Annotated in this window: 6 protein-coding genes and 2 pseudogenes; 1 reads left to right on the forward strand and 7 read right to left on the reverse strand. The window is 58.2% G+C overall.

What is annotated here, in order from left to right:
• Positions 1–132 precede the first annotated feature (132 nt).
• The gene (locus C934_RS0131145; protein WP_018860415.1) at positions 133–420 is read left to right on the forward strand and encodes a hypothetical protein; all 288 of its coding nucleotides are present in this window, start codon (positions 133–135) and stop codon (positions 418–420) included.
• 224 nt (positions 421–644) lie between these two features.
• Here the strand turns inward: C934_RS0131145 and C934_RS33135 are convergent.
• The 7 genes and pseudogenes from C934_RS33135 to C934_RS35445 all read right to left on the reverse strand — a co-directional run.
• Positions 645–985: pseudogene (locus C934_RS33135) on the reverse strand (IS3 family transposase); the annotation flags it as partial.
• Positions 986–997: 12 nt separating this feature from the next.
• On the reverse strand, positions 998–2,116 hold the full coding sequence (locus C934_RS0131155; RefSeq protein ID WP_018860417.1) for an ABC transporter permease: 1,119 nt from the start codon (positions 2,114–2,116) through the stop codon (positions 998–1,000).
• Positions 2,113–3,252: an ABC transporter permease gene (locus tag C934_RS0131160; RefSeq protein WP_018860418.1), complete on the reverse strand. Its 1,140-nt coding sequence runs from the start codon at positions 3,250–3,252 to the stop codon at positions 2,113–2,115. Before C934_RS0131160 ends, C934_RS0131155 begins: the two co-directional genes overlap by 4 nt.
• A complete protein-coding gene (locus C934_RS0131165; RefSeq protein ID WP_018860419.1) occupies positions 3,249–5,009 on the reverse strand; it encodes an ATP-binding cassette domain-containing protein in 1,761 nt (586 codons plus the stop codon). Before C934_RS0131165 ends, C934_RS0131160 begins: the two co-directional genes overlap by 4 nt.
• A 10-nt stretch (positions 5,010–5,019) precedes the next feature.
• On the reverse strand, positions 5,020–6,027 hold the full coding sequence (locus C934_RS0131170; RefSeq protein WP_037090783.1) for an efflux RND transporter periplasmic adaptor subunit: 1,008 nt from the start codon (positions 6,025–6,027) through the stop codon (positions 5,020–5,022).
• 282 nt (positions 6,028–6,309) lie between these two features.
• Positions 6,310–6,651: pseudogene (locus tag C934_RS34470) on the reverse strand (IS3 family transposase); the annotation flags it as partial.
• Between the two features lie 439 nt (positions 6,652–7,090).
• Positions 7,091–7,364: hypothetical protein (locus tag C934_RS35445; RefSeq protein WP_210162752.1), on the reverse strand; the 274-nt coding region annotated here is incomplete at its 5' end.

The following is a 7,364-nucleotide window of genomic DNA, read 5'->3' on the forward strand; positions in this document are numbered from 1 at the left end:
ACCAAAAAAGGCCTCGCTAATTCACCGGGTTAGAACGGGCACGGAAACAGAACATACCGTAATTTACTTCCGTGGCGGTCCGCGGTTGCTACACTGTTATTGGGTAGAGGATCGCCATTGGGGAACGATCGGATGGAGACGGACGGCAGCAGCAGGACCGCGCAATGTGGATTGCGTCGATTGATGCTCAAGCTGCCTGCGCAACGCCATCTGCTCCAGAAACTGCCCGCGTCCAGCTCTTGGCCGTTCTTTTGCAATCTTCTTGAAGACTACGACAAGGCTTGTATCGCCTTAGACAACTTCCGACGTGACGGTGCTGACCGCTTTTATATCGAGGAGTACGAGACGATGGTCGCTGAATTGGAAGCTGATATCGTCCGAGACCTCGAGCGGCTTATCCCTTGGCCTAACCACTACTGAACACGGACATTGTCGGCTGGGGTCACAGAAAAAGGCCTCCCAACAATCCCAAAGGTGTGGCCTCTAAAGGGCCGCAACGCTGCTTTGCCTTGAATCTGATGATTACTTTGGGGGGCATGGCATCGCGCAGTGTTGATAAGGTTAAAATACGCCCCGCATATCCATCGAGTGCGCATTCCCGAATATCTGAAACAAGAAAGTGAATGGCCCCGGGTTTCGTAGAAACCCTCGGGAGAGATTTTCTGCTGCTTCTCGAACTCGACGGGCGACAGCATCCCGTTTCTGACGTGCTTGCGTTTCGGAGGGTAGAACATCTCGATGTAATCGAACATATCCTGGCGGGCCTCATCGCGTGAAAGGTAGAGCCTGCGGCATATCCGTTCGCGCTTCAGAAGACTGGAGAAGCTTTCCACGACCGCGGTGTCGTGACAATTGCCTCGACGGCTCATCGTGTGGACCAGGTTATGGTGCTTCAGGAACGAGGACCAGTCCATGCTGGTGAGAGCCTTGGTCCGAATAGATCAATATCTGGTACTTTGGCTTGCCGCCGCCACACGGCCATCAGACGCATCAGCCCCTAGTTCAATCGGCGCCTGAACATCCATGCCGAGACAGGCATGGTGACGGCGGCGATCGCAACGAGCGCTAACATGTCGGGCATCATCTCACTGACATGCGCGCCCTCGAGGTAGACGCGTCGGGTGATCGATATCGCGTATTTCAAGGGATTTATCACGGTCGCGTATTGCAAAACCTCTGGCATGTTGTCCGTCGGCGACATCAATCCCGAGAGCAGCATGAAGGGCATGAGGAAGATGAAACACAAAACCATCGCCTGCTGCATGTTTCCCGCCAACGACGACAGGAACAGTCCAAATCCGATGGCGGCCGCCAGAAATAGCGCAAGTCCCAGGTAGAGGGTAGCGAACGATCCCGCGAAGGGAATCCGAAACCAGAACAGCGCGACCAACAGGATCACAGAGGCTTGGACGATGCCGACAATCATCGAAGGCACGGCTTTGCCGATCATGATCTCGGTCGGTGTAAAGGGAGCAACGAGGAGCTGGTCGAAGGTCCCTTCCTCACGCTCGCGCGCGACCGACATCGCTGTCAGCAACATCGTCATCATCATTGTTATGGTTCCGATGAGCGACGGTGCCATCGTCCACCGGGTTTCGAGTTGCGGGTTGAACCACGCTCGGGTCGTGACTTGGATCGCGCCCGGAGAACGCCTTTGGGCAAGCCAGTTGCTTGAGAAGTCTCCTATGATCGTATTTGCATAACCCTGGGCGACGCCGCTTGTGTTCGAGTTACGTCCGTCGGCAACCACTTGGACGATCGACGAGGCGTCGCTCTCAAGCTTTCGTTCGAAGTCCTGTCCGATGACGACGATGAGGACCACCTGCTTCGTGTCCAGCAACGCGGCCGCCTGGGCTGTCTGAGTCAGCGTCGCTTGCCGCTGGAACACCCCGGAACCTTCCAGTTTGGCGACAAGGGCCCTCGAGGTCGCGCTGTGATCCTGATCGACCAGCGCATAGGGGACGGTATTTAGATCGTAGCTAGCGGCATAACCGAAGATGAGGCACTGGAGGATTGGCGGCAGCAGCACGCTTGCGCGGCTCTTCGGATCCTTCAGCATGACAAGGAGTTCCTTACGGATAATTGTCAGGATTCGAAACAACGACGCCAGCATCATGCGATCCTCTTTCGGGTAAGCCTCACCGAGAGCCCAAGCAGCCCTGCCGCCATGGCGGCGAGTACAGCGGCGTTTGGCAGGATGACCCTCCAGATGTTGCCAGCGAGGAACAAAGTCTGGAGGAGCGTCACGAAGTAGCGTGCGGGGAATATGTAGGTGATGATCTGGACAGCGAACGGCATACTGCGGGGATCGTACATGAAGCCCGATAACATCATGGCTGGAAGAAAGGTCGCAAACAGGGTGACCTGGCTCGCGACGAATTGGCTCTTGGTCGCCGATGAGATGACCAGCCCGAGGCCGAGCGCGACGAGAAGATAGAGCATCGATACGATGGTGAGGATGACCAGCGAGCCACGAAACGGGACCCCGAACAAAAGCTTGCTGCCGACGACGCAGAGCGCCAGCCCCGCCAGTCCAAGCAGGAAATAGGGGATCGTCTTTCCGAGCAGGATTTCCACTGAACGAACCGGGGTGACGAACAGTGCTTCGAAGGTCCCGCGCTCCCACTCCCGCGCCATGACAAGAGCGGTAAGCAGCGCGCCGATCAGCGTCATCACCAGCACGATGAGGCCCGGTACGAGGAAATAGGTGCTGTCGTTGGCTTCGTTGAACCAGAGCCGGCTAACAATCGTGATGCCTGAAACCTTGCCACCGTTTCGGGCCGCCTCCTTCGCTGCCCAGACCCCAACCGCACCCTGCGCATAACCGAGCGAGATCCGCGCCGTATTGGAATCCGCCCCGTTGACGATTAGTTGGACTTCCGCAGTGCTGAGCTGGATCGATCGCGCGAAATCTCTGGGAATGCGGACGATCGCTCTGATATCGTCTGACATCAGCATTTGCTCGGCCTCCACCATAGTCTTGACTCTTCGGGCGGAAAAATAATCCGAGAGCTCGAAACTTGATGCCATGCCGCGCGCCGCGCCAGAATCGTCTTCAATGACGATGGCCACGGGGACGTTCTTGATGTCCAGGTTGATGCCGTAGCCGAAAAGCACGAGAAGAGCGACCGGCATGATGATGCCGATCGCGATACTGCTAGGGTCACGCAGGAGCTGCCAGGCTTCCTTGCGCACCAGCGCGCGTATACGCCTGAGTGCCCAGGCCAGGCCACTTCGTCCCTGATCGCTCATGAGGTGCTCTCCTTGGACTTCTGCCGCTCTTTCTCAACGATCGCGATGAATGCTTGCTCCATGGTCGGGGCGTCGTTTTCCGTGCTCTTTGCGTGTGTCCTGATTTCGAGGGGGGTGCCTTCTGCAAGGTTCTTGCCTGCGTCCAGAATGATGATCCGATCGCAGTACTCCGCCTCCTCCATGAAATGGGTCGTCACGATGACCGTGACGCCCTGTTCTGAGAGTGCGGTGATCCGCCCCCAGAACTGCCGCCTCGCCAGCGGGTCGGCCCCGCTAGTCGCCTCGTCGAGGAACAGGATGTCGGGTTCGTGCAACAGTGCTGCCGCAAGTGCGAGCCGCTGCTTGAAACCGCCGGGCAACTGTCCGCTCGGAAGGCCAGAGAATTGTCCAAGTTCGAACTGCTCCTTCAGTGTATTGATCCTGTCGCGCTTGGCGCGTCCCCGCAGCCCATACGCGCTGGAAAAGAATTCCAGGTTCTCATCGACAGTGAGTTGGGCGTATAGGGAGAACTTCTGTGCAACATAGCCGAGCCGCTGGCGTGCTTTTGCCCCCGCAGTCAATAGGTTCGCGCCGGCTACCTGCAGCGTGCCGCTGGTTGCCGGCAAAAGGCCGCAGAGCATCTTGAATGTCGTGCTCTTGCCGGCCCCGTTCGGTCCCAGTAGGCCGTAGACCTCGCCACGCTTCACGCCGAAGCTGACATGGTCCACAGCGGTAAAGTCGCCAAAGGTGCGGACAAGGTCCCGCACCTCTACGATTGTCTCAGCAGAGGCCGGATGTTGGCTCGAACCTTCTGTCCGGCTCTCGCGTCGTTCGTCGCCAGTGGCCTCATTGAAGAGCATCATGAAGGCGTCCTCGAAGCGAGGTTTTACCGCCTCGATCTCAAGCTTTGTACCCTCCACCTCGAGCGGTCGTTCATCCTCTGCAGATTTGCGCACCACGCGGACGCGTCCAGCTTCCGGAACTGCATCAACGACGCCGGGAAGTGAAAACAGCCGGGCTTGGAGGGATCGCGCCGCCATGCCCTTTGCGTCCCTCATCAAAAAGCAACACCCTTTTGCCTTCTCTGTAATGTCCGCCGGCCGCCCCTTGGCGAGAACTTGTCCCGCATGCATCAGCACGGCGTGTTCGCAGCGCTCAGCCTCGTCCAGATAGGATGTCGACACGATCACAGACAGCTCGTCTTCCTCGATGAGCTTGTGGACGATCTCCCAAAGCTCGCGGCGGGAGAGCGGATCGACGCCGACGGTCGGTTCGTCGAGGAGCAGCAGTTGTGGCGAGCGGACGAGCGTACAGGCAAGCCCGAGCTTCTGCTTCATGCCTCCCGAAAGCTTGCCCGCCGGCCTTTGCTTGAACCGCCCGAGCTGTGTCATCTCGAACAGCCGCGGGTAGATGTTGTTCCTCTGCTCCTGTTCTATCCCGTGCAGATCGGCATAGAGATCGAGGTTTTCCTGGACGCTCAAGTCCTCGTAAAGACCGAAGCGCTGAGGCATGTAGCTAATCCTGTCCTGGACCTGTTGCGGCGAACGGGCGACGTCGATACCGATGACTTCGATGCTGCCGGCGTCTGGTGCGACCAGGCCGGCGGCCAGTCGCAATAGCGTGGTCTTGCCCGCGCCATCCGGGCCGACCAGGGCCGTCAGCGTTCCGCGAGCCACTTCAAGCGAGATGCCAGCAAGGGCATCGACGGGCTTACCGGCGTCGCGCTTGAAGGTCTTGCGAACGTCCTTGGCGACCAGGGCTGTCTGTTGGGCGTTCATGGCTTTCACCCTATTTCTGCGCGGTCGCTGCGACGTCGCTACTGAGATCCGGTCTCACGGTTGCCGGCATTCCAAGCCTTAGGACGTTATCTGGATCCTCGACAAAGACTCGCACCTCGTAGACCAGGCTGCTTCGGAGCTCCTCCGTCTGTACTGTTTTCGGTGTGAACTCGGAGACCGAGGAGATGAAACCGATCCATCCCGGTATCGGCCGTCCCGGAAAGGAATCGACGCTGATGGTTGCCTTCATCCCAGGGCGCAGTAGCCCGATTTGCGTCTCGGAGACATAGGCGCGAACCCATTTAGGATTGACTGTGGCGAGCGAGAACGCTGTCCGCGTCGGCGAAGCCATTTCCCCCGGCTCGATTAGCCGGGATCGCACGATCGCTTCGACTGGGGCTACCAAATTGGCTTCCGCGAGCTGCTGATGCAGCAGGGCAACATTGGCATCCGCCGCGCGAAGCTGCGCCTCTGCTTCTTCGATGTCCTCGATCCGGGGACCGATCACAAGCAGATCCAATGCCTTCTGATTAACCTCCACCTTGGCATCGGCCTGCTTCGATTCCGATTCCGCCATCTCAAGCGAGCGCTGGCTGGCGACGGCTCGCAGAGCAAGGGAGCCTTGGCGCTCATACTGCGCCCTCGCGTTCGCCGCCTCAACCTTCGCCGATCCGAGATTGGCGCGCGCCTGGGCGATGTCCTCCGGGCGACTGCCGTTCTTTAGCCGGGCAAGGTTGGCGCGCTGGCTTGCCGCTTGCGCCTCCGCTTGCGCCGCTTGGGGAGCGAGCCTGCTGGTATCCAGCCTCCCGAGCACCTGATCCTTTTTTACCCGATCCCCCTCCTCGACGAGCACCTCCGCGACCCGCTCGCTCCCGTTGAAGGCGAGATCGACCTGCCTGAAATCGATGTTTCCATAGAGAACAACTCCCCCGGAGCCGTTGCGGTCATGGAGATACCAATACGCCCCGCCTCCTGTGAGGATCGCGAGAAAAACGACGATAATTAGAATGCGCTTCATGACTTCATTCATCTCCGCGGCTAAGTCGACTTCTCGTTGGTTTTGGTCTGTGCTGCAGGGTCGCTTTGATCAGGTTATTCGGGTTTGGATATCCTCATTCGCGCAGAATAGTCTCCGCGTGCTGGATGGCGAGCTGGTCAAGGTCTGGCGCGCTCGAACCAGAGCCAAACGGCTCGTGGAAGAGTACCCCCATCACAGAGCTGGCTCGCTTTGTCTGAACAGTTCGCGGCGTTTCGTTAAGTGGTTACGCCTCGATCATGCGGCCGCCTTCATGCGCGTGTGCGTATTGTAAAAGATCAAATAACGGCCGATCCCAGCGCGGGCCTCGGACACAATTTTGAAGGCCCGAAGATAAACCTCCTCCTAATTGATCGACCGCCAGAGCCGCTCGACAAGGACGTCGTCCCGCCATACGCCCCCTCCCATCCATCCATCCAACCCACCCTTCTTCAACACCGCCGTGAAGTCGATGGACATGAAATACGATCCTTGGTCGGTATTGAATATGTCGGGCTTGCCATACCGGGCAAGGGCCTCCTCAACCGCCTCTATTAGCCGTCTCCATCGTGATCACCATGAAGGCACACAACGAATGAACCAATAGACGACGGCGCAGAGATAGACGACGCACTATGCCATTGGAATTTAGGTGAGGCCCGGACCCGGTGAACTTGAGCTTGCGTAGGAGATATGAATAGAGGCGCAGCTTCCTCCAGGCGGTCCGCCCGGATTCAACGACGTAATCGCATTCTTCAGTTTGTGATGATCGGCTCGGCCTACGCGCAACCCTTGGACGACCCGTGCAGGGCGAGCCACCTCAGCCACGAAGACGAATATACCGTCTCGCCATAGAAATGGCTCGATAAATCACCGGACAGGATCTCTCACTTAATAAGTGAGCGAGGTGATGCTCCCATTATAAGCGCTCGGACAATCAACCTGCGAAGCCAAGCTCCGCGCTCGCGATTATGATTGTTGGTTGCACGACTTTGAACGGGAGGGCCTCAGGTCGACGGGCCCATCACTTCATCGCGTGTCGGACAATTCCATGGCAAAAACCAGATCAGTTTCCGTAATTTACCGTAACGTACATGCAGCCGGATCTGATTGCTGCTAGCCTGTCTTCATGGCGTTGCGAGGGGGCCTCCGCATCCGCAAGTATTTTTCGCTCGACCGGCGGCTGCATTTTCTGCGGGTGCAAGCGAGGTTGCCCCAGACGTCCAGTGGAGACGATGATCCGTCTTCCACCAAAGAAAGAAAAGGTGCGATCATGACAAGGTTTCTTGCTTGGTGTGCAACTTGGCTGGCGGCGGTGTCCTGGCTCGTCATTCCGACAG

It is taken from the genome of Rhizobium sp. 42MFCr.1 (genome assembly GCF_000377185.1).
Classification (GTDB): Bacteria; Pseudomonadota; Alphaproteobacteria; order Rhizobiales; family Rhizobiaceae; genus Rhizobium; species Rhizobium altiplani.

Bases quoted from the DNA above. Each gene is read 5' to 3' on its own strand.
- C934_RS0131145 (WP_018860415.1), top strand. From the start codon at position 133: ATGGAGACGGACGGCAGCAGCAGGACCGCGCAATGTGGATTGCGTCGA.
- C934_RS0131170 (WP_037090783.1), bottom strand. From the start codon at position 6,027: ATGAAGCGCATTCTAATTATCGTCGTTTTTCTCGCGATCCTCACAGGA.
- C934_RS0131160 (WP_018860418.1), bottom strand. From the start codon at position 3,252: ATGAGCGATCAGGGACGAAGTGGCCTGGCCTGGGCACTCAGGCGTATA.
- C934_RS0131155 (WP_018860417.1), bottom strand. From the start codon at position 2,116: ATGATGCTGGCGTCGTTGTTTCGAATCCTGACAATTATCCGTAAGGAA.
- C934_RS0131165 (WP_018860419.1), bottom strand. From the start codon at position 5,009: ATGAACGCCCAACAGACAGCCCTGGTCGCCAAGGACGTTCGCAAGACC.